This window comes from Bartonella sp. AP19HLJMH, from assembly GCF_042196245.1.
Lineage (GTDB): Bacteria > Pseudomonadota > Alphaproteobacteria > Rhizobiales > Rhizobiaceae > Bartonella.
The window spans coordinates 37422-59185 of the sequence record NZ_JBHIPX010000012.1 but is presented as its reverse complement, the minus strand read 5'-3'; the positions used below and the strand labels follow the sequence as shown (position 1 = coordinate 59185).

The window sequence follows — 21764 nt, the reverse complement described above, 5'->3', positions numbered from 1 at the left end:
CTATATTGTATAATTGATGCGGCAAAACTCTGACAAATGGAGCCATTGGAATATAATCATGAAACGAATCCTGCTCGCAGAAGATGATAACGATATGCGTCGCTTTCTCGTAAAAGCCCTAGAACGTGCAGGCTACGAAGTCGCCGACTTCGATAATGGTATTAGCGCATATGAACGTTTACAAGAAGAGCCATTTTCCCTTCTCCTGACTGATATTGTGATGCCAGAGATGGACGGAATCGAACTCGCACGACGTGCTACTGAGATTGACCCTGATTTACGAGTAATGTTCATTACAGGTTTTGCAGCGGTAGCACTCAATTCAAATAGTGATGCCCCTCCTGATGCAAAGGTTCTCTCTAAGCCATTTCACTTACGTGAACTCGTCAATGAGGTTGAAAAGATCCTTATTGCTGCTTAAAAAGTATTTTTTAAAGTTATTTGCATCTGTTGAAAGAGAAAATAAAATTAGGCATTGACGTTTGGCATTCTATATGGTGTATGCAACATCAATGAATGGGCGTGTAGCTCAGCGGGAGAGCACTACGTTGACATCGTAGGGGTCACAGGTTCAATCCCTGTCACGCCCACCATTCAACTTTATAGTATAAATAAATTATTGAATTATCGTATTCTTCCAAGGTACGGGATGCGTAAATAAAGATTCGGAAATAAGATTGTGCAACATGTCTCTACAAAGGGCATACTTTACGGAGTGTTTCTAATATTTTTTACGTTCTAATAGCGCCTCTTGGGGGAAGCCATCTAAAAAGTATCACAAACGTAATAACAGCCTCATTTTGCAACAGATTAGAAGTTTGATTTTAAAACTCTTTCTACAAGCATAGGATTCTGTTCAAAAAAACATTGTTTATTTCCTGATCTATCCCCTGTTTTTCTTAATTCTTTCATGTCTATTGGTATACAACTTGTTGTCCAAACAGTTAGATATAACCACAGTCACTTCGATAGATATAAAACACTTAACCTTAGAGCTGTATTTTGAGTTTACCAATTACAGATTATAATAAAATATTAAAAAGAGTAAAAAAACACGATAAAAGCAAATTTTTTCATTCTAAAAATACATTTGATTTATAATCATGTTTTATTGTTTGCCATGTTGAATGAGAAATCCGAATATCGCAATGTTTTCTCATTTCAAACCTATTTATATTGAATTAAACAAAGCCGTCTCTCTTACACGTCATAAGAGGAATTAGTATTAAGTAAAAATTGTATAAAAAAGCACAAAAATGCCGATAACTACCTCAAGTGCTAAGATCTATCGCAACATCGGGGGCTGGAAAATAGGCAAAGTGTATGATAATGTCAGTTTGTTTCTTCATAAATGTAAAGATGATGGAGCTCAATGGATTTATCATTGTACCATTTATGAGCGCCAGCGTGAAGTGAGCTTTAAGAGATATCTCTTAAAACAAAGCCTGTAAAATGGCATTCTCCTCACACTGTATTCTTATTGAAATAATGATCACCTTGAACCGTATGAGTTTAGATCTTCAGAGCTCATCTGCATAACATTTTAATGTGATTGTTATCCAATATTAAAATACTTTTCACATGATGTACAAACTATAAAGAAATAAGAAAAAACATTTGAAAATGTAAATATGAAATCTAAAAATTTAACTCTAAGATACAATCTATCTTCATTCATATAAATATACAGTATACATTCTTAAACCTATAAGACTAAGAAAACCTAAACATTGATGAAACCTATAACCCTACCTGAGAAACAGTGACAATCATGTTAAATCAAATTGTCCGCAAGTGTCTCTCATTGAAAAAACAATATCTTATCTGGACGGCACATATGACATCTTTTTATACGAAAAAACTATAAAGAAGTAATTCGTTATGAATCACAGCTTCCAAGACAAGAAGATATTTTCCACCTCTTGTGCCATCTGTAAATTCTCATCATAAACAGATATCGTTTTTATTCTTCAATGTTTCATAAACTGTTCTAAATCGAATCCATCATGCCTTGTATCTAATCAAAATCGATCTTACCAAAGATCATGCTAAAAAACGTAATAATATTATTCATAAAAAATAAAAAAATCACAATAGATGTTTTTTGGCAATTTCACCAGCATTAACCGCAATGCTTAAATCTAATCTAAGAAATAAAATATTCATTTTCAGAAAGATGAAAAGAAGCTCATAAAAAAGAGTTTTTGTAATTTGTTTCCTAAAGCATGTGATATAGTAGCAACATGCGGCAAGAATATGCAATGCTAAAGTTTCAGCAATCAAAAGCAATTTTTACTGAAAAAAGAGAAAACAGCATCATTTTATACTAAAACAGTCAACAGAAAACGTGTAGCAACAAAATAAACCAAAAAACATCAAAAAGGTTCGGGATTATACAGAAAAATAAGCTAATAGAATAAAAGGAAAACTCTCTAACTTTTTATAGCCTATAAATATCATTTAAACATGGTGATCCCGACAGGATTCGAACCTGTGACCCACGGCTTAGAAGGCCGTTGCTCTATCCAGCTGAGCTACGGGACCCAACTGATTATTTTCTCAATTCAAAATAGCATCTTCAATTCAATGTGTCCAAGAATGCTGCCGATCACTGCGAAAATTATCAGAATAAGAAATAGCACGTCGAATCGATGTATGTTTCTTTTCTACACGGTAAGAGATAGCATTCTTACGTGCAAAAGCAATCGCTTCTTCCTTCCTATTAAATCGAATCTTTACCTGATTATTCATATCAGACGTTGCCGTATAGCCCATAAGAGGTTCAAGCATTTTTGCTTTCATTGGCTCATACTCTAGAATCCAAAAACCTGTATTCCCCTTACCTGACTGCATAGCTGTCTTAGCAGGACTATAAATACGTGCGATCATGCCTTTTTCCTTCAGATTACACAACGCTTGGATGATAGTTTCTCACCACACGTACCCAATTGGGTCATTCTCACACACTCAATCAAATATGGTCGGAGCGATAGGATTCGAACCTACGACCCCCTGATCCCAAATCAGGTGCGCTACCAGGCTGCGCTACGCTCCGCCATTTACATTTACTTGATGCACATTTCCTAAAATTTTCACAACAGAAGTGCAAGAGAAAAACACACTTTTTTTTAATTTTGTTGCATTTCTTTACAAAAAAGCACATTTTTTAATTTTTCCCCCTACTCAATAACAAATTTATTGACAAATAGTAGAAAATAACTTCCGTAAGAAAATCCAATCTATATTAAAAAATAACGAATTTCTCTATAAGGATTTCATAATTTTTATCCTGTTTTAAGCAAGCTCTCATTGTATCAAAACACATTCCACAGATACAATTTTAGAAAAAATGACTTAAATATCATAGAAAAACTTTCCCAAAGAGAACATAAGCCAAAAAATTCAGCTGTATTAAGCTTTTTTCCCCTCTTTTTCTATCTTCCCAAAGACTCTTTTATTAAAAATTCTAGAATCTTCTACAATCCAAACCCATAAACAACAAACATTTTTTCAAAGCACAAAGGTTTTATTATAAATAAAATAAAGCGCTCTTTTTAGAAAAATTTTCAAATGCGAAGATGGTAAGAATTCAACATCATACAATAAAATCTCAAAGCTATTTAAAATAAAAACACGATAAGAGTAAAAAACACTATTTTTTACTCTTATATAGATATCCAAAAAGAAGAAAATTTAAATGACTTGTCTTCCACATATTGAAACGATAATAGAAGGACAGAATAATTAAGCCATGATAAGGAGTATTTACGGATTTCTTCTATTTAAAACTTCAGCAATAACAGCACGTGTTATTTTTCTTTTTCTTTGTAATGCCAACTGATCAACAGAATCAATAACACGCTTCAATGAAAATAAAGAACGTTCACAACGGCTTACAAGATAATAAACCGTATCTGGATGTACAATAAGTTGCCTATCGGAAAAAAGCTTAAATGCAACAGCTGTTAACAATGCATCATCAGGCTGATTAATTTCAACGAACATCACCGAATTAAGACGACTTTTTAGATCATTTAACATTAAATTCCAAGCGGAAGGAAGTGTTTGTGCCGTCATCAATAAAGTAGCCTGTCGTGCATCAAGATTTGCTTGCTTAATACTGTTAATTAAATGAAAAAGTTCTGTCTCATTGATTTCACCTGTATCAATATCCTCTATTAAAAATGATCTGCCTAAAGAAGCCATAGTAACAGCCTGATCAAGTTCATTGTGCTGAATCCTGAAAGCATCTGCTTTTTGGAGCCATATATTAGAAAAATGCGTTTTTCCAGATCCTTCTTTACCAACCAAAACTGCAATAGGTAAGCTCCAATTGGGCCAGTGATCAATAAGCTGAAAAGCCATACGATTGCTTTCCGTTACCACTAAATCCTCAAATTGAAAAATCGGATCATAAGGAAAATTTAAAGATAATTGCGTTTCACGCCCATTCATTTTAGCGGCTCCGAATTTCCGCTTCGCGAATACATCTGAGAACTCAGATAAGTATGAAGAGCAAAACGAACTAAAACGCCAACAGCCGCTGCCGCAGGAACAGCAACAAGCATACCAGTAAAACCAAAGAGTGAAGAAAAAGCAAAAAGTGAAAACATCAACCATACGGGATGTAATCCCACTGATGAACCTACAAGCTTGGGTTGAAGAATATAACCTTCAATAAATTGACCAATTAAAAAAAGTGCCATCACAACAATGATTCCCCCCCAATTATTGGGATAAAACTGGACCCATGCAATACCAACAGAAAGGACCAAACCACTCATTGTGCCGATATAAGGAACAAAGCTAATAAGACCAATAAACATACCAATCAAAAGACTAAAATTGAGTCCTGCAATCGTTAAACCAATAGCATAATAGCCTCCCAATATGAGACAAACTGTTCCTTGTCCACGAACAAAGCCTGCAATAGCTCTATCCATTTCATGAAAAATACTACGAACGGTTTCCAGATGATCCCGCGGTATTAACGAATCGATTGCTGTTACCATACGTGGCCAATCTAATAACATATAAAATGCCACCACAGGTGCCACAACAAATAGGCTAACGATATTAACGATTGATTTTCCTGACTTTAAAAGTGAATTCAAAAGAGACGTGATAAAATCCGAACCTTCTCCCAAAAATCCTTTAATATTATTCCGTAATTCATTTGGATCACTTCCAAAATAGCGCCTTAACCAATCAAAATCATGCTCAACAAAAAAGGTTTGAATACGATTAATGTAAACAGGTAAACCATCACTCATAAATTGCTGTATTTGCCAACTAATAACAGGAATCAAAATAATTAAAGCAGCAACAAAGGTAATAACAATAAATAGGGTGATAAGGACAGTCCCAAACACACGACGAATACCAAATTTTTCAAGTAATTGAACAATGGGATTGAGAAAATAAGCCAACACAATCCCTGCCACAAAAGGAAGCAAAATTGATCCAAAAACAAACATAAAAAGAATGAAAAAAATCAGCGTACCAAGCCAAAAAAAGATTTGTCTTTTCATATTATTCGGCAAAGGTAATTGAGTATACGCTGGCACATAAGTCTTATAACGATCACGAGATGTATTCTCACTCACTTTCTTTCTCATAAGCTGCCAAGAGGACTGTCCGTGATTATCTGATATCTTGCTCATAAAATATCCTAAAAAATTCTTCACAAAAAATTATAAACAACTTCAAAATAAGGTACAAGAAAAGTTGCTTATTTTCTTATCAATATCTCTTGCAGAGAGAACTCTATCATGGCATTGCATAATATCAAAACCTGATTTTCCATTAAAGGAAGGCTCCAATGAGCAATCAAGATCTTACAAATAATAAATCCAAGGCTGGGGATAAATCCAAAGCTGGTCTTACCTACGCAAAAGCCGGTGTAAACATCGATATGGGTAATGCCATGGTAGAAAAAATTAAACCCTTTATACGCGCAACAAAACGAGCCGGAACAGATGCAGAAATTGGCGGTTTTGGTGGACTTTTTGATTTAAAAGCAGCAGGCTTTACGGATCCTATCCTAGTAGCAGCCAATGATGGTGTGGGAACAAAATTAAAAATTGCCATTGAAGTAGGTCACCATAACACTGTAGGTATTGATCTTGTAGCTATGTGTGTCAATGATTTACTCGTACAAGGGGCTGAACCTCTCTTTTTTCTGGATTATTTTGCAACTGGAAAGCTTGACCCTGAACAAGGAGCTGCGATTGTTTCCGGTATTGCAGAAGGATGTAAACAAGCCGGTGCTGCCCTTATTGGAGGAGAAACTGCAGAAATGCCAGGAATGTATGCAGAGGGAGATTATGATCTAGCTGGTTTTGCTGTTGGAGCATGCGAACGTAGCAAGCTACTCCCTTCAAAAGATTTGACAGAAGGTGATATTATATTAGGTCTAAGCGCCTCTGGAATTCATTCCAATGGCTTTTCGCTTGTTCGACGAATCATCCAGCAAAATTATCTCAAATGGAATGACCCTGCCCCTTTTTCCCCCGAAAGCAGCCTTGGTATAGCACTTCTTACACCAACACGCATTTATGTAAAATCGCTTCTTCCCATCATGCGAAAATATGAAGGGATTAAAGCTCTTGCTCATATTACGGGTGGAGGTTTTCCTGAAAATATTCCACGTGTCCTTCCATCCTCTCTCTGCGCTGAAATTAATCTTTCTAGCATCAATGTTCCAGCAGTATTTTCATGGATTGCCAAACAAGGTAAAATAGAAGAAACAGAAATGTTAAGAACATTTAATTGTGGTATTGGCATGATCATTATCGTAGCACAGCATGCAGCTGAAACAATTACACAAGCTCTTGAAAGAAAAGGAGAGACTGTAACTCCCCTTGGCATTTTAACAAAATGCCAAGATCAAAATAAAGGAATACTTTATAAAGGGGTACTGCATTTATGAAAAAAAAAATTGTCGTTTTTATTTCTGGTAATGGGTCCAATATGGTCGCCCTTGCTCAAGCTAGCCAACAAACGGCATATCCTGCTGAAATCGTCGCGGTTATTTGCGATAATCCGCGTGCCAACGGTATTGAAAAGGCGCAAAACCATAACTTACCTATTCATATTGTTGATCGTAAAATTTACAAAACAAAAGAAGAGCATGAAGAAAATATTTTTACAATTTTAAATCAATATAAACCGGATTTTCTCTGCTTTGCAGGGTATATGCGCCTTATCTCACCACGTTTTGTAAAACTTTATGAAGGACGAATTCTAAATATTCATCCTTCTCTTTTGCCTTCATTTAAAGGCTTAAACACACATGAAAAAGCTTTACAAGCAGGTGTAAAAATCACGGGTTGCACTGTTCACCTTGTTACAGAAGACATGGATGCAGGAAAAATCCTTGCCCAAGCAGCCGTTCCAGTCTATCCCCATGATACTGCTGAGTGCTTAGCACAAAGAGTTCTTAAAGCAGAGCATAAACTCTATCCCGAAGCCTTAAAAGCATTTATTGAAGGGAAGAGCAAAATGGTCGATACGCAACAACAGCTTTTATCTTTTTGAGTGTATCAACAATCTATTAATCAGCATATTTCAATGCTTTACACATAGTTTTTGCTCAGTATCTACAATTGAAAATCTCTATGAAATATTGACATAATAGAGTCCATCTCTTCATAAATTTTTGCACAAAATATGTAATTTTTTGAATTTTAGTTCATTTTTAAAATTTTTCTTCTTTATTCAATTCTATGACATTATCATAAGCTCTATTTATCAAAATACTCTCGTATTTCGCCTAAAAAATCTTAAAATACGCAATTTTCTATTGCATAAATTTTTGTTTATGACGAAAGTGTTTCTTTAACTGTTACAGCTAACTGTTTGAGTGTAAAAGGCTTAGATAAAAAACCAAAAACAGCATCTTGTGGAAGATTTTTAGCAAAGGCATCTTTTGCATATCCAGAAACGAAAAGAAATTTGATATCAGGATAGTTTTTACGGACTTCCTTCAATAAAGTTGGCCCATCCATTTCTGGCATCACCACATCGGAAACAATAATATCAACTTCTCCTTTTTGTTCCTCAAGAATAGAGAGTGCTTCCACCCCACTTGCTGCCTCTAAAACCGTATATCCTCTCATTTGAAGAGCTCTTACCCCCCCCATTCTGACCGCATCTTCATCTTCAACTAATAAAACAGTCGCAGATCCTGTTAAGTCTATATTTTTATCTTTCTCTTCATCTTTTTCAATCTTTTGAGAAATTTCTCCTTTTATATTGGGGATATAACGGGGAAGAAAAATATGAAATGTTGCTCCTTCACCTTCTTTACTTTCACAATAAATATACCCACCGCTCTGCTTGATAATTCCATAAACCATTGATAAACCAAGTCCTGTTCCTTTTCCAACTTCTTTTGTTGTAAAAAATGGCTCAAACATTTTTTCTTGTATAGCAGCAGATATACCAGCCCCTGTATCTGAAATAGTCAATTGCACATACTCGCCAATTGCTAATCCAAGATGATTAAATTCAGCACTTTGTTGCTTTGTAATATTATTTGTCGCAATCGTAACAATACCTCCATCTAACATGGCATCACGCGCATTAATAACCAAATTCATAATAACACGCTGAAAAGATGCTTGATCAACTTCAACGCTCCACAAATCTCTTCCATGGATAATTTTTAACTGAATATTATTCCCCAAAAGTGGTAAAATAAGATTGCGAATGTCTGATAAAAACTCTGTAAAATCAACTTCTTCAGGACGAAGTGTTTGCTTTCTAGAAAAAGCTAATAATTGTTGTACAAGAGCCGCTGCACGATTAGCATTATTTTTAATATTGATAAGATCAGCATGAGCAGGATCAGAACTACGATGGGTATTTAAAAGAAGATCACATGACATTAAAATTGCTGTTAAAACATTATTAAAATCATGAGCAATACCGCCTGCCAATTGTCCAACAGCTTGCATCTTCTGACTTTGCATCATTTTATCTTCAAGCGTTTTTTGTTCGGTTGTTTCAATCACAGAGATAATAAGCAAATCTTGCAATGCATCACCGTGATAGGGCGGTACAGACATAATATGGAGCCGTAAATGGCATTCTTCATTTTTTTCTAAAACAGTTTCTAGAGAAACAAAATAATTTTTATTTGTCGCAATTCTCTGAAAAGAACGCTCTAACTGCACACAATCACGACGAGAAATAACATCATAAAAATTGACAGCTTTGTCCATACATCCCGTGAGTGATGAAAAAGCTTTATTCATATGAACCAATTGCCCTGCATGATCCACCACGGCTATTGCAAAAGGACTCGCATCAAAATATTCTCCTAATATACTGGGTAATTTTAATTGATCATCCTCTTCTTTTTGTATTTGTTGTGGAATGATCACAACACGATAAATGGCTTCCTCTTCTAAGAGAGAAGAAACAGATATAAGACAATGGAATATTTTCTCACAAGTCGTGTGTGAATTTAAACATAACGAAAACCTATAAGGTAAAAAGTAACCTGAACTTTGATATCTGTTGGTTTGTAAACAGATATCACTCCATGAGCTCTTAGCGCCAACGCTATCAAATAACGAATCAAAATTATATTGACCAATTGAGAAATTCGCTAAATCAATTGAAAACCATTCGGCAAAAGTCGCATTGGCATAAAGAATAGTTCCTTGTCTATTAACGGATACAAAACCAATAGAAGCTTGATCCAAGTGATTGATAGCCTCTTGAAGGTTCGAGAAAAAAACTTCTCGCGTTTGTTGTAAGTGCGAAATATCAGTAATACGCCAAAATAAAAGCTTTTTTTTCTGTTTTGTGATAGGTTGAACGGAAATATTATACCAAACAGATTTTTTTGGTGTAGAATCGGTAAAAATTGGTTGTTCTACTCTCAATTCCTCTTGCGCTGCAAGATTATTACAGGCTGCAACCTTTAAGCGGTACGAGAGTGCACCAGCTCCTGGAAGATCCGCAATAACCCTATAACAAGACACTTCAGGCTTATAGGTCAGAATTTTTCGATAGTTTTGATTAGAATAATAAACAAAACCAGAAAGATCAGAGATTACAATTGCATCATCGCTCCTATTAAAGATGCTAAAATCAAAATCTTCATGCGACCACACATGATATCTTAAAATTCCCATTCCACACAAAACGAGTGTTGCAACACCGATCATTGCTAGAATCAAAAAAGATATTGATATCGCCTGTTGCAAATAGTTTTGTGGATAAAAAAAACCTAAAATACCCACAATGAAAAGAAAACCTAATACAAAAACAACACCAAAAATCACAACTCTCCGATGAAACGAAGACGCTGATCTTTCATTATTCTCAAAATCTTTATCCATCTCTCTTTGCCTTAGCTTATAGCTATTTCTTATGTCACAAAACTTCCTTTATATTCGTTGTTATGTTGTTATAAAGTATATACTATGATATTATCTAAGATAAGCTCGCTTAATATTCAAAAGTTTATTTCTTACATTATAAGTGAACCTTTTGAGGGTATGTTTATAAATTTATCTCAATAAAAAATAATATTTCCATCCAAAATGGGAGAAAATCTATGTATATCTGGTTATCAGAGCAGATAGGTGTATCTGCTGCAAACATAACGATAAGCTTTTTGCTTTTTATAATAACAATCGCAGCTATTACCGTAATTATCGTGTTTTTACGTCGCTTAAGTACAGGAAGATACAGCATTAATAGAAAAAAAAGTCTATCACGATTAGCATTATGTGAAGTAATTTCTATAGATCGAGCACGCCGCCTTGTTTTAGTCCGTTGCGATAATAAAGAACATTTGCTCCTTATTGGCGGATTAACAGATGTGGTTGTAGAATCCGATATTACTGGTACATCAAAAATACAAAAAAGAGAAACACACACACATCTAAATTCCGCCCCTCCAGAAAGAAACGATGTATCGGATAAAAGTCCCTCTCCTTTTACGAATCAAGCGGTAAAAGATTCAGCCATCACCGCCGAAATTGAGGGGCGGCAAGAACCATCTTTATTCATTCCTACCCCTCAAAAATAAAAATATACAATTTCATCACCACGAATTTCGTTTGTTTATCATCTCAATAACCTTAATCATCGCGATAAACTCTTTCACGTCGTTCGTGACGTTCTTGCGCTTCCAATGACAAAACGGCTATCGGCCGAGCCTCAAGACGCTTGATACTAATGGGTTCGCCGGTTTCTTCACAAAAACCGTATGTCCCATTATCAATGCGCTCTAAAGCAGCATCTATTTTTGAAATAAGTTTCCTCTGACGATCACGAGCACGTAATTCGATTGTACGATCAGTTTCACAAGAAGCCCGATCAGTCAAATCGGGCTGACCAACATTCTCTTCCTGCAAATTTTCCAAAGTCTCACGAGCTTCTTTTAATATATCATTCTTCCAAGAAACCAATTTAGCACGAAAATACGCCTTTTGCCGCTCATTCATAAAAGGCTCATCTTCACTAGGGCGATATTGACCATCAATCTCTTCGCTCATGCAATAAAAAACCTCCACATATGCTATGTGCGGTCTATATATTGTGCAATACCCATCAACACAAGAGTAAAATGTTTTTTCATAATAATCGACGAATATATCTAAATGCACTGTTTAGGTTTGATCGCTTTTTTATGTAGATTGAATTCTTGATCAAATCTCATCCAGAATCATTTTTTTCGCTTATTGAAAAACTTTAAAAAGAAGGAAATCTAATATCAGATATCAGAGCCATCCCTCCCCTACTCTCTACATTGTTTAAAATCTAAATGAAGCAACAATAAATCATTTCATCAATGCAAAAAAATAAAATCTTTATAAAGGCAAAGTGTGATATTCACGTTTCAAATACATCAAAGCATCTTTTTCTTTATTACAGTTGATTGCAACAACCTCACCAATCAAAACACAATGGGTTGCGTGTTCGTGCCAACAAATCAAACGACAATCAAACGACGCTAGAGCGTCTGAAAGACTAGGCGCCCCCGTTTGCAAAGCTCCCCATTGAGCAACATCAAAACGCTCATTTTGTGTAGAATTGCAACGCCTCGAAAAAACATCCGCTAATGAGCGATGTTTTCCTGCCAAGCTATTAACACAAAAATTTCCATTCTCCATAAACACCTGATTCTTTAAATTATGGCGCATGAGACAAACAAGAAGGGTTGGAGGATCATCAGATAAAGAACAACACGCCGAAACAGTCACCCCACGTCTTCCCTTAATACCATTTGTTGTCACAATATGCACAGCTCCTGCAAAAAGACTCATGGCATCTCGATATTCTTGAGAAGAAACCGCAATAGTATGTTTATGTTGAAGTTCAGGCATCAAATATGTTTTATGATTCGACATATCTTTCACTTATAAAGCTTTAAAATTTCAAGCAATCTTTCCATAAAAAGACCTATAATACATATTTTTTCTTTTCCGTCATAACACAAAAAATATTTGTGTATACACAGCGATATGATAAAAACTGCCAATCTAAGGAGATTTTAATGCCTCATTTTCATCTCATTTCGCCTTCTCTCTTGGCTTCTGATTTTTCTAAACTTGGACAAGAAATGTTAGATGTTGTTGATGCTGGTGCAGATTGGCTTCATCTTGATATTATGGATGGGCACTTTGTTCCTAACATCACCTTTGGTCCTGAAATCGTCAAAGCTCTACGCCCATTAACAAAAGCAATATTTGATGTCCACCTGATGATCGCACCAGTAGACCCTTATTTAGAAGCTTTTGCAAAAGCAGGTTCAGATATTATAACTATTCATGCTGAAGCAGGTCCACATCTTCATCGTTCATTACAAACAATCAAAAAAATGGGGAAAAAAGCAGGAATCGCACTCAATCCAAGCACCCCTGAACATGTACTTGAATATTTGCTTGATCAATTAGATCTCATTCTCATCATGACGGTCAATCCCGGTTTTGGTGGACAAAGTTTTATTCCAGAAATAAAAAATAAAATTAAGCGCGTTAAAAACATGATTGCAAACCGCCCTATTGATCTTGAAGTTGATGGTGGTATCACCGTTGATACAATTGGGATAGCTGCAAAAGCTGGTGCAAATGTATTTGTCGCAGGCTCTGCAATTTATAAAGATGGAAATAAAGAGCTTTACAAAACACGTATTAGTGCATTGCGCCAAGCCGCAATCCTCTCACAACAAGGAAAAAAATGATGATCGCACGTTATTCCCGCCCTGCAATGGTAACAATTTGGTCTCCCGAAACAAAATATCGTATTTGGTTTGAAATTGAAGCCCATGCCTGTGATGCCCTTGCTCACTTAGGGATTATTCCGAAAGAAGCCGCCAAAGTCATTTGGGAAAAAGGGGCAGCAGCTAAATTTGATGTCAATCGCATTGATGAAATTGAAGCAATTACCAAACATGATGTTATCGCATTTCTAACCCACCTAGCTGAATTCATTGGACCAGAGGCACGTTTTATCCACCAAGGCATGACATCATCTGATGTTCTCGATACAACGCTGAACATTCAATTGATGCGTGCGAGTGATATTTTGCTAGAGGATATAGATCAACTTCTTGAAGCATTAAAAAGACGTGCTTTTGAGCATAAAGAGACAATCACCATTGGGCGGAGTCATGGCATTCATGCTGAACCGACAACATTTGGAATCAAGTTTGCTCTTGCATACGCTGAATTTTCCCGTTGTCGCAAACGTCTTCTTGCTGCACGAGAAGAAATTTCTACTTGCGCGATTTCAGGAGCTGTAGGAACTTTTGCTAATATCGATCCACGCGTTGAAGAACATGTAGCAAAAGCCTTGAAGATGCGTACTGAACCGGTTTCCACCCAAGTAATACCAAGAGATCGTCATGCTATGTTTTTTGCAACACTTGGTGTTATTGCTTCCTCTATTGAAAGGCTAGCAATAGAAATACGCCACTTACAACGAACAGAAGTTCTTGAAGCAGAGGAACATTTCTCACCTGGGCAAAAAGGTTCATCGGCAATGCCTCATAAACGTAATCCAGTTTTAACAGAAAATTTAACTGGATTAGCCCGTATGGTACGTGCATTTGCACTCCCAGCCATGGAAAATGTAGCTCTTTGGCATGAACGTGATATTTCCCATTCATCTGTTGAGCGTTATATTGCCCCAGATGCGACGATTACACTTGATTTTGCTCTTTCTCGCCTCACATCTGTCATTGAAAATCTCATTGTCTATCCAGAAAATATGCAAAAAAATCTCAATAAATTCCGCGGTCTTGTTCACTCACAACGGGTTCTTTTAGCACTCACACAAGCAGGGATTAGTCGTGAAGATTCTTATCGGATTGTACAACGAAATGCGATGAAAGTTTGGGAACAAGGAAAAGATTTTTTAGAAGAACTCCTCAACGACAAAGATGTTACCAAAGCTTTAAGTGAAGAAGAACTTCGCGAAAAATTTGATCTTTCTTACCATACCAAACATATCAATACGATTTTTAAACGTGTTTTTGAAGAACAATAAAGCGACATAGAAAACCAAAATCCATTCAACCTATGATCAAAAATCTGTTGTAACAAAGAAAACAATTCATGAAAGCAAATCAACTCGATATTCTTATTGTTCCTGGCTACAAAGGATCTGGTCCAGATCATTGGCAAACACGCTGGGAAAAAAAATTGTCGACAGCCAGCCGCATTGAACAACTCCATTGGTCAAAGCCTGTTTGTGAAGAGTGGGTTAACAAAGTTAAAACCGCCATCGCAAAAGCTCAAAGGCCTGTTATGCTTATTGCTCATTCATTAGGAGTTCCCAGTGTTATTCATGCAACTGTACAAAATACAGAAAAAATTTGTGGCGCTTTCTTTGTTGCACCTCCAGATGTCGCCAATGAAAAAATACGTCCCAAACATTTAATGACATTTGGCCCCTATCATCGCCAAAAGCTTCCTTTTCCTTCTATTGTCATAGCCAGTCGCAACGATGAGTTTTGTCAATTTTCAGTAGCAGAAAAAATTGCCAATGATTGGGGATCACTCTTTGTTGATGCTGGGTATTCTGGCCATATTAACGCAGAATCCGGACACGGACCTTGGCCTGAAGGGCTTATGGTCCTCTCTCACTTTCTTGCAAAAATTTGATCCAAAAGAGGTGATCTTCTTTCTCATCGCTTATGTATCTTCACCTTTGGGTAAACGTGTAATGATAAAAATTATAAAAGTATCATAGCAATATCATTGAGAAATTCTATCAATTAGGATAGTATCATTTATCAATGTTATTAAAAACCTCTCAAGATAAATAGAGAATCATGATGAATCGTCGCCACCGTATTTATGAAGGCAAGGCTAAAATTTTATATGAAGGACCTGAACCAGGGACTTACATTCAATTTTTTAAAGATGATGCAACTGCCTTTAATGCAAAAAAACATGAAATTATCGACGGAAAGGGGGTTTTAAACAACCGAATTTCGGAACATATTTTTAGCCATCTTGGACGTTTGGGCATCCCAACACATTTTATCAAACGTATAAACATGCGCGAACAGCTTATTAAAGCAGTGGAAATCATTCCGTTGGAAGTTGTTGTTCGCAATGTTGCTGCCGGCTCTCTTGCTAAGCGTTTAGGACTGGAAGAAGGAACCCCGCTTCCGCAATCCATCATTGAATTCTACTATAAAAATGATTCTCTCGATGATCCTATGGTAACGGAAGAACATATCACAGCTTTTGGGTGGGCTGTCCCACAAGAGATAGAAGATATCATGCAACTTTCAATTCGTATTAATGATTTTCTTTCTGGGCTTTTTGCCGGTGTTAACATCCAATTAATTGATTTTAAAATGGAATTTGGTCGCCTGTGGGAAGATGAAACAATGCGCATTGTTCTTGCTGATGAAATCTCTCCTGATTCTGCACGACTATGGGATATGCACACACAAGAAAAAATGGATAAAGACCGTTTTCGTCGTGATATGGGAGGGCTTATTAATGCCTATCAAGAAGTTGCCAAACGTCTTGGTATTATGAATGAAAACGAACCAACACGACCAAGTGGTCCCGTTCTCGTAAAGTAAAAACAAGGTAAAAAACATCACCTTATACAAACACCCCTCTTCAAAGGAGAGGTTCTTTTAAAAAGCAGGAAGCAAAAAATGAAAGCACGCATTACAGTTACTTTAAGAGAAAGCGTTCTTGATCCACAAGGAGAAGCAATTGTCGGTGCTTTAAAAAGTTTAGCTTTCGAAGGCATTCAATCCATTCGTCAAGGAAAGGTTTTTGATATTGTTCTTGATGAACTACCTTCTGAAACCGCAAAGAAAAAACTTGAACAAATGTGTGAAGAGTTACTCGCAAATACTGTTATTGAAAATTATACAATCGAACTTTTTTAAGTGAAATGCTCATGAAAACTGCCATCATTCAACTTCCTGGATTAAATCGTGATCGAGATATGGTTGCAGCATTACATCATATAACGGGAGTTGAGCCACTAAAAATTTGGCAAACAGAAACAACAATTCCAGATGTAGATGTTATTATTATTCCTGGTGGTTTTTCCTATGGCGACTACTTAAGATGTGGTGCAATTGGAGCGCGAACTCCCGTCTTAAAAGCCATTCGTGAAAAAGCACAAGAAGGTACGACAATTATAGGTATCTGTAATGGATTTCAAATTTTGTTGGAAGCAGGATTATTACCCGGTACTTTAATGCGTAACGCTTCTTTAAAATTTGTTTGTCGTGAAATCAAGCTTGAAGTCGTCAACGCCAAGACAAAATTTTCTCGATATTATTCTAAAGGACAAATTATTCGTTGTCCTGTTGCCCATCATGACGGAAATTATTTTGTTGATAGTGAAACATTGAAACAAATGGAAGACAATGAACAAATTGTTTTTCGCTATGCAGAAAATACAAACCCGAACGGCTCAATGAAAGATATTGCTGGTATTGTTAATAAAGCTGGTAATATTCTTGGTATGATGCCCCATCCTGAAAACTTTATTGAACCCGCCCACGGAGGTACTGACGGTCGTTTACTTTTTCAAAGTGCTTTAGAGTTAGTAAATGGATAATGCTGCAAAAATACTCGCGCTCCATAATTTAAAAAAACAAGGATTTATACCATTTCTCGCATCGTAAATCTATAAACAAAGCTCTTCACAAACAACAATGGATATTATTTTCTAAACACATAATTATTTAAGACCATTTTTAGTCTTAAATCCCACCAAACAAACGGACAAAATCTTCAGCTTACTGTCTATAAATATTTTTATTATTAAACAACATTATTGTTTATAATATAAGCTGCTAGGTTAAAAAAATAAAAATACTAAATTTCGATTAATTTGACGGATAAATACTCATGAAGCCTTGCAATAACATCACTATTACATCAGAACTCATTGCACAACACGGGCTAAAAGAAGATGAATATCAACGTATCCTAACGTTAATTGGTAGAGAACCAACATTTACTGAACTAGGAATTTTTTCTGCAATGTGGAACGAACATTGTTCCTATAAATCATCTAAAAAATGGCTAAAAACTCTTCCGACAGAAGGAAAATGTGTCATCCAAGGACCTGGTGAAAATGCTGGTGTTGTCGATATTGGCGAAGGACAATGTGTTGTTTTCAAAATGGAAAGCCATAACCACCCTTCTTATATTGAACCTTATCAAGGTGCAGCGACAGGTGTTGGTGGTATTTTACGTGATGTCTTTACAATGGGAGCCCGTCCTGTTGCTGCTATAAATGCATTGCGATTTGGTGCTCCTGATCACCCACGAACACGCCATCTTGTTTCTGGTGTTGTTTCTGGAATAGGTGGTTACAGCAATTCTTTTGGTGTTCCAACGGTTGGTGGAGAAGTAAATTTTGATGAGCGTTATAATGGCAATATCCTTGTTAACGCTTTTGTCGCCGGTATTGCAAAGACAAACGCCCTTTTTTATTCTAAAGCGCAAGGTATTGGACTCCCTGTTGTTTATCTTGGTGCAAAAACAGGACGTGATGGTGTCGGTGGAGCAACAATGGCTTCTGCTGAATTTGATTCTTCAATCAGTGAAAAACGCCCAACTGTTCAAGTCGGTGATCCTTTTACAGAAAAATGTCTCCTTGAAGCATGTTTAGAGCTCATGGAACTTGGAGCCGTGGTTGCTATTCAAGATATGGGGGCAGCAGGACTCACCTCTTCTGCCGTTGAAATGGGAGCAAAAGGAAATCTGGGGATACAGCTTAATCTTGATACAGTTCCTGTTCGAGAAGAAAACATGACAGCCTATGAAATGATGCTTTCTGAAAGTCAAGAGCGTATGCTCATGGTCCTTAAACCAGAACTAGAAAAGCAAGCAGAAGCAATTTTTCATAAGTGGGGACTACATTTTTCTATCATTGGAAAAACAACCGATGATTTACGTTTTCGTGTATTTCATCAAGGGGAAGAAGTTGTCAATCTTCCCATCAAAGAGCTTGGTGATGAAGCGCCTGTTTATGATCGTCCTTGGAGTGAGCCGGCAAAAAAAACACCCTTGAAAGCAGAAGACGTCAAAAAAGTTGAAAATCTTGGTGATGCGCTTCTGAGCTTATTGAATTCTGCTGATCAAAGTTCTCGGCGATGGGTTTATGAACAATATGATACCCTTATCCAAGGAAATAGCCTTGTTTGTCCAGGAGGTGATGCAGGCGTTATCCGTGTAGGAAACAACAGCAAACGTGCTCTTGCTTTTTCTTCTGATGTAACACCTCGCTATTGTGAAGCAGACCCTTATGAAGGGGGGAAACAAGCTGTCGCAGAATGCTGGCGAAACATTAGTACGACAGGTGCAACACCACTGGCTGCTACAGATAATCTCAATTTTGGTAACCCTGAAAAACCTGAAATTATGGGACAGCTGGTTTTTGCTATTAAAGGTATAGGAGAAGCTTGTAGAATCCTTGATTTTCCTATCGTTTCAGGCAATGTTTCTCTTTACAACGAAACAAATGGGGAAGCCATTCTTCCAACCCCCACAATTGCTGGGGTAGGCCTTCTTAATGATTGGTCTAAAATGGTAACAATAAGTGGTATGCAAAATGGAGATATTCTTGTTTTAGTAGGAAATTGCGGCTCCCATTTAGGACAATCAATCTATGCACGTAACATTTTAAATATTGATGCAGGCCCCCCCCCCCCTGTAGATTTACAACTTGAAAAAAAGCATGGTCAATTTGTTCGAGATGTCATACATCGTGGTTTTATTCACGCCGCCCATGACCTTTCTGACGGAGGATTAGCGATAGCACTTGCTGAAATGGTGATTAAAGCAGGTAAAGGAATCAAAGTAAAATTAAGCAATAAATCACCCCATCATGCAGAACTTTTTGGAGAAGACCAAGGACGTTATCTTTTAGCCGTCAAACCTCACTCTCTTAATAGTCTTAAAGAGCGTGCACAAATCAATACAGTTTCTTTAACAGAGCTAGGTCAAGTCGAGGGTACTTCTCTTAATATAGATGGGATATTAACACTTTCAGTAGACAAACTTACAAAAGCCTATGAAAACTGGTTTCCACAATTTATGGGTGAAGAGTAAAAATTGTTTTTTCTCTTAAACAGCCTTTATAAAAAATGAACAACATAGGAGAATAATGATGGCAATGAGTGCCCATGCAATTGAAACACTTATTCGTGAAGGCATTCCTGATGCTACTGTAAGAATTCGTGATCTTGCTGGAGATGGGGAACATTATGCTGCAGAAGTTATTTCTGAAAGTTTTCGTGGTAAAACCCGTGTTCAACAACATAAAATGGTCTATGACGCCCTTAAAGGCAATATGGGAAATGACCTTCACGCCTTAATGTTGCAAACAAATGTCCCAAAATAATCTAAAATTTCTTCTTGCATTCACACATTTAATACGATTAAAAGCAGTATGAATATAAATTACACACTGATAAAAATCTGAAATATCGAGGGATAAAAATGACCACTGTTCATGATTTTATTGACAACGAAATTAAAACAAACGACGTCATTTTATTCATGAAAGGAACACCTGACGCTCCGCAATGCGGGTTTTCAGGACAAGTTGTTCAAATTCTTGATTATTTAGGATTGAATTATAAAGGGATTAATATCTTAACTTCTAACGAATTGCGTCAAGGGATTAAAGATTACTCAAATTGGCCAACAATTCCACAGCTTTATATCAAAGGTGAATTTATCGGAGGCTGTGATATTGTTAAAGAGATGTTTCAAAACAATGAGTTACAGGAACTTTTGAAAGAAAAAAATATTCCATGTAATCAATCATAGGTATCTTTCATTTTATTCAGACTCTTAAAAAGAGCTGTTTTCAGACGAAATTTTTATTTCAAGGATGCCATATGTCATATTCAGTCGATGAACAAACGCATAGAGATGCGATTAGAAACAAAATTGGCTATAAAGAATTTGTTATTCTTATTGCTTCGCTCATGGCTATTAACGCTATAGCTGTTGATATTATGCTGCCAGCTATGCCCGATATTTTAGACGGCTTAAATGTTCTCAATGAAAATGATCAACATTATATCATTTCGAGTTATCTTATTAGCTATGGTATTGCTCAAATATTTTTCGGTCCAATAAGCGATAGGTATGGACGACGTAAACTTATTCTTCTCGGGCTTGCTTTTTATTCATTTACGGCGATTGGCTGTGCCTTTGTAACTGATTTTTCTCTCTTACTTATTTTACGTATCTTGCAAGGAATTGGAGGGGCTGCTATGCGAGTTCTTACAGTTTCCGTCGTACGTGATCTTTACAGTGGTCGAAAAATGGCAGAAGTTATGTCTATTGTTATGATGGTTTTTCTTGTTGCACCAATGGTTGGTCCCGCAACAGGACAGATCATTTTACTGCTCGGACATTGGCAATATATTTTTATTTTCATGGCAATGATTGGTTTAGGACTGATGATTTGGATTCAACTGCGCTTGCCTGAAACTCTTTATACGCAACGCTCTCTTTCCTTTTCTTCAGTTAAACACAACTTATGGATTGTAATAACCAATCGCACAACACTTTGCTATACACTTGCAACTTCCATTATTTTAGGCTGTATCTTTACCGCCGTTAATACATCACAACAAACATATGAAGGGATCTATAATCTAGGACTTTGGTTCCCTATTGCTTTTGCAGTTGGTGCTGCATTTCAAGCTCTATCATCATTCTTTAACTCTCAACTCGTTGGACGCCTTGGAATGCGGCGTATTGCTCATACTATGCTTTTGCTCTTTTGTGCCGCTTCATGCATTTGGTTTATTGGGTCCATCTTAGCAGGTGGTGTTATCCCTTTTCCTTTTTATATGACGTTATATTGTATATTAATGTTTACCTGCGGTGGTATTATGGCCAATTTCAATACACTCGCTCTTGAACCTGTAGGAGAAATAGCTGGAACAGCTTCTTCTGTATCCGGATTTCTTCAAACATCTATCGGTGCAGGACTTAGCTTTTTTATTGCCCAACAATTTGATGAAACAACCATCCCAAACTCAGCAGGATTTTTCTTTCTGAGTCTCACTGCCATACTTCTCGTCTTATGGGCTGAACGTGGTCATCTTTTTAGACAATATCATAGTAATCCTAACGAATAAATATTACTATGAAAGATTAATAACATCTCTCTTGAACAATAAGAAAATAAACCTATCAGACAAAATAAAACATCTCCAAATAGAACATTCTTGTGTTAAACATTCACATTGTTTGTTTAAAGGTACAGCTCTCGAAATA

Annotated in this window: 20 protein-coding genes and 3 tRNA genes; 15 read left to right on the top strand and 8 right to left on the bottom strand. The window is 36.5% G+C overall.

Annotation, left to right across the window (positions count from 1 at the left end; genetic code table 11):
* Nucleotides 1–58: 58 nt before the first annotated feature.
* Nucleotides 59–421, top strand: coding sequence for a cell cycle two-component system response regulator CpdR (gene cpdR, locus ACFINR_RS06660; RefSeq protein ID WP_005773448.1), 363 nt, complete (start codon nucleotides 59–61; stop codon nucleotides 419–421).
* A gap of 97 nt (nucleotides 422–518) precedes the next feature.
* Nucleotides 519–593, top strand: a tRNA-Val gene (locus tag ACFINR_RS06655).
* Nucleotides 594–2467: 1874 nt separating this feature from the next.
* Here ACFINR_RS06655 and ACFINR_RS06650 read toward each other — a convergent pair.
* From ACFINR_RS06650 to ACFINR_RS06630, 5 genes are all read right to left on the bottom strand, one after another.
* Nucleotides 2468–2544 (bottom strand) — tRNA-Arg (locus ACFINR_RS06650).
* 39 nt (nucleotides 2545–2583) lie between these two features.
* Nucleotides 2584–2889 (bottom strand): ETC complex I subunit, encoded by a 306-nt coding sequence (locus ACFINR_RS06645; RefSeq protein ID WP_375611556.1) that lies wholly within the window; start codon nucleotides 2887–2889, stop codon nucleotides 2584–2586.
* Nucleotides 2890–2978: 89 nt separating this feature from the next.
* Nucleotides 2979–3055 (bottom strand) — tRNA-Pro (locus ACFINR_RS06640).
* Between the two features lie 710 nt (nucleotides 3056–3765).
* Nucleotides 3766–4455: a DnaA regulatory inactivator HdaA gene (gene hdaA / locus ACFINR_RS06635; protein WP_375617798.1), complete on the bottom strand. Its 690-nt coding sequence runs from the start codon at nucleotides 4453–4455 to the stop codon at nucleotides 3766–3768.
* Nucleotides 4452–5663, bottom strand: a complete 1212-nt coding sequence (locus ACFINR_RS06630; RefSeq protein ID WP_375630182.1) for an AI-2E family transporter — start codon at nucleotides 5661–5663, stop codon at nucleotides 4452–4454. The genes hdaA and ACFINR_RS06630 overlap by 4 nt, the downstream gene beginning before the upstream one ends.
* A 158-nt stretch (nucleotides 5664–5821) precedes the next feature.
* On the opposite strand from ACFINR_RS06630, the gene purM reads away from it, so the two are divergent.
* Nucleotides 5822–6931 (top strand): phosphoribosylformylglycinamidine cyclo-ligase, encoded by a 1110-nt coding sequence (purM, locus tag ACFINR_RS06625; protein ID WP_375613081.1) that lies wholly within the window; start codon nucleotides 5822–5824, stop codon nucleotides 6929–6931.
* A complete protein-coding gene (purN, locus tag ACFINR_RS06620) occupies nucleotides 6928–7539 on the top strand; it encodes a phosphoribosylglycinamide formyltransferase (RefSeq protein WP_375653487.1) in 612 nt (203 codons plus the stop codon). Before purM ends, purN begins: the two co-directional genes overlap by 4 nt.
* A gap of 281 nt (nucleotides 7540–7820) precedes the next feature.
* On the opposite strand, the gene ACFINR_RS06615 is transcribed toward purN, so the two are convergent.
* Entirely contained in the window at nucleotides 7821–10355 is a 2535-nt protein-coding gene (locus ACFINR_RS06615; protein WP_375653479.1) for a response regulator, read from the bottom strand.
* Between the two features lie 218 nt (nucleotides 10356–10573).
* Between ACFINR_RS06615 and ACFINR_RS06610 the strand changes: the two genes are divergently transcribed.
* Nucleotides 10574–11050 (top strand): hypothetical protein, encoded by a 477-nt coding sequence (locus ACFINR_RS06610; protein ID WP_375611550.1) that lies wholly within the window; start codon nucleotides 10574–10576, stop codon nucleotides 11048–11050.
* A 52-nt stretch (nucleotides 11051–11102) separates the two neighbouring features.
* Here ACFINR_RS06610 and dksA read toward each other — a convergent pair whose 3' ends face one another.
* The gene (dksA, locus tag ACFINR_RS06605) at nucleotides 11103–11519 is read right to left on the bottom strand and encodes an RNA polymerase-binding protein DksA (RefSeq protein ID WP_015856486.1); all 417 of its coding nucleotides are present in this window, start codon (nucleotides 11517–11519) and stop codon (nucleotides 11103–11105) included.
* 315 nt (nucleotides 11520–11834) lie between these two features.
* Nucleotides 11835–12374 (bottom strand): flavin reductase, encoded by a 540-nt coding sequence (locus tag ACFINR_RS06600; protein ID WP_375611549.1) that lies wholly within the window; start codon nucleotides 12372–12374, stop codon nucleotides 11835–11837.
* A 146-nt stretch (nucleotides 12375–12520) separates the two neighbouring features.
* On the opposite strand from ACFINR_RS06600, the gene rpe reads away from it, so the two are divergent.
* The 10 genes from rpe to ACFINR_RS06550 all read left to right on the top strand — a co-directional run bounded on the left by rpe (nucleotide 12521) and on the right by ACFINR_RS06550 (nucleotide 21625).
* On the top strand, nucleotides 12521–13207 hold the full coding sequence (rpe, locus tag ACFINR_RS06595) for a ribulose-phosphate 3-epimerase (protein ID WP_375613084.1): 687 nt from the start codon (nucleotides 12521–12523) through the stop codon (nucleotides 13205–13207).
* The gene (gene purB, locus ACFINR_RS06590; protein WP_375613148.1) at nucleotides 13207–14514 is read left to right on the top strand and encodes an adenylosuccinate lyase; all 1308 of its coding nucleotides are present in this window, start codon (nucleotides 13207–13209) and stop codon (nucleotides 14512–14514) included. The genes rpe and purB overlap by 1 nt, the downstream gene beginning before the upstream one ends.
* A 68-nt stretch (nucleotides 14515–14582) precedes the next feature.
* On the top strand, nucleotides 14583–15131 hold the full coding sequence (locus ACFINR_RS06585; protein ID WP_375611547.1) for an RBBP9/YdeN family alpha/beta hydrolase: 549 nt from the start codon (nucleotides 14583–14585) through the stop codon (nucleotides 15129–15131).
* Nucleotides 15132–15304: 173 nt separating this feature from the next.
* On the top strand, nucleotides 15305–16069 hold the full coding sequence (gene purC, locus ACFINR_RS06580) for a phosphoribosylaminoimidazolesuccinocarboxamide synthase (RefSeq protein WP_273791179.1): 765 nt from the start codon (nucleotides 15305–15307) through the stop codon (nucleotides 16067–16069).
* Nucleotides 16070–16147: 78 nt separating this feature from the next.
* Nucleotides 16148–16387, top strand: a complete 240-nt coding sequence (gene purS / locus ACFINR_RS06575) for a phosphoribosylformylglycinamidine synthase subunit PurS (RefSeq protein ID WP_273791180.1) — start codon at nucleotides 16148–16150, stop codon at nucleotides 16385–16387.
* A gap of 11 nt (nucleotides 16388–16398) precedes the next feature.
* On the top strand, nucleotides 16399–17070 hold the full coding sequence (gene purQ, locus ACFINR_RS06570) for a phosphoribosylformylglycinamidine synthase subunit PurQ (RefSeq protein ID WP_375613086.1): 672 nt from the start codon (nucleotides 16399–16401) through the stop codon (nucleotides 17068–17070).
* Nucleotides 17071–17363: 293 nt separating this feature from the next.
* Nucleotides 17364–19574: a phosphoribosylformylglycinamidine synthase subunit PurL gene (gene purL, locus ACFINR_RS06565; protein WP_375653466.1), complete on the top strand. Its 2211-nt coding sequence runs from the start codon at nucleotides 17364–17366 to the stop codon at nucleotides 19572–19574.
* 58 nt (nucleotides 19575–19632) lie between these two features.
* Entirely contained in the window at nucleotides 19633–19866 is a 234-nt protein-coding gene (locus ACFINR_RS06560) for a BolA/IbaG family iron-sulfur metabolism protein (protein ID WP_375611543.1), read from the top strand.
* Between the two features lie 98 nt (nucleotides 19867–19964).
* Nucleotides 19965–20297 (top strand): Grx4 family monothiol glutaredoxin, encoded by a 333-nt coding sequence (gene grxD, locus ACFINR_RS06555; RefSeq protein ID WP_375606638.1) that lies wholly within the window; start codon nucleotides 19965–19967, stop codon nucleotides 20295–20297.
* Between the two features lie 71 nt (nucleotides 20298–20368).
* Nucleotides 20369–21625 carry a multidrug effflux MFS transporter gene (locus ACFINR_RS06550; protein WP_375653459.1) on the top strand — a complete coding sequence of 419 codons (1257 nt, stop codon included), beginning with the start codon at nucleotides 20369–20371 and terminating at the stop codon, nucleotides 21623–21625.
* The last annotated feature ends 139 nt before the right edge of the window (nucleotides 21626–21764 follow it).